The organism is Streptomyces spinoverrucosus (genome assembly GCF_006539505.1).
Classification (GTDB): Bacteria; Actinomycetota; Actinomycetes; order Streptomycetales; family Streptomycetaceae; genus Streptomyces; species Streptomyces spinoverrucosus.
In genome coordinates, this window is sequence record NZ_BJND01000213.1 from 1 (window position 1) to 636 (window position 636).

1 protein-coding gene is annotated in these 636 nt (G+C 71.7%); it reads left to right on the forward strand.

The genetic code is table 11. The annotated features are described in order from the left end of the window. Positions 1-636, forward strand: a 636-nt coding sequence (locus SSP24_RS42585) for an ATP-binding protein (protein ID WP_141316650.1), incomplete at both ends; no start/stop codon positions are given.

The window sequence follows — 636 nt, forward strand, 5'->3', positions numbered from 1 at the left end:
GGACGCCGGGCTGATCTGGATCGGGCCGCCGCCGCAGGCCATCCGCGACCTCGGCGACAAGGTGGCCGCCCGGCACATCGCCCAGCGCGCGGGCGCCCCGCTCGTCGCCGGTACGCCCGATCCGGTGAGCGGCGCCGAGGAGGTCGTCGCCTTCGCCAAGGAGCACGGGCTGCCGATCGCCATCAAGGCCGCGTTCGGCGGCGGTGGCCGTGGCCTGAAGGTCGCCCGGACCCTCGAAGAGGTGCCCGAGCTGTACGACTCGGCGGTCCGCGAGGCCGTCGCCGCGTTCGGCCGGGGCGAATGCTTCGTCGAGCGGTACCTGGACAAGCCCCGGCACGTGGAGACCCAGTGCCTGGCCGACAAGCACGGCAACGTCGTGGTCGTCTCCACCCGTGACTGCTCGCTCCAGCGGCGGCACCAGAAGCTGGTCGAGGAGGCCCCGGCACCGTTCCTGTCCAAGGCTCAGGTCGCCGAGCTGTACAGCGCGTCGAAGGCCATCCTCAAGGAGGCCGGATACGTCGGGGCGGGCACGGTCGAGTTCCTGGTAGGCCTCGACGGCACGATCTCCTTCCTGGAGGTCAACACCCGCCTCCAGGTGGAGCACCCGGTCACCGAGGAGGTCGCCGGGATCGACCT